Consider the following 231-nt stretch of genomic DNA (forward strand, 5'->3'; position numbering starts at 1 on the left):
CAGAATGCTCGTGAATCCTTAGCCATGGTACTTCTAAACCGTTGAATCGCTTTACGACTCGGCTTCGCAAGAACCCGCTCTTTCCCCTGCCGCTTCCATCGTCGGATGTTGAACCCGAGGAAGTCAAATCCTTTGTCCGCATGCGTCACCAGTGTCTTTTCCGCCGACAACTGAAGTTTCAGCCTGTTGCTTAGGTATTCCGCGATTTCCGCTTTGAGCGTCTCGGCATGT

1 pseudogene is annotated in these 231 nt (G+C 51.9%); it reads right to left on the reverse strand.

Annotation, left to right across the window (positions count from 1 at the left end):
• Nucleotides 1–231: pseudogene (locus J3482_RS20645) on the reverse strand (hypothetical protein); the annotation flags it as partial.

The organism is Alicyclobacillus suci, from assembly GCF_017329615.1.
In the GTDB taxonomy this organism is placed as follows: domain Bacteria; phylum Bacillota; class Bacilli; order Alicyclobacillales; family Alicyclobacillaceae; genus Alicyclobacillus; species Alicyclobacillus suci.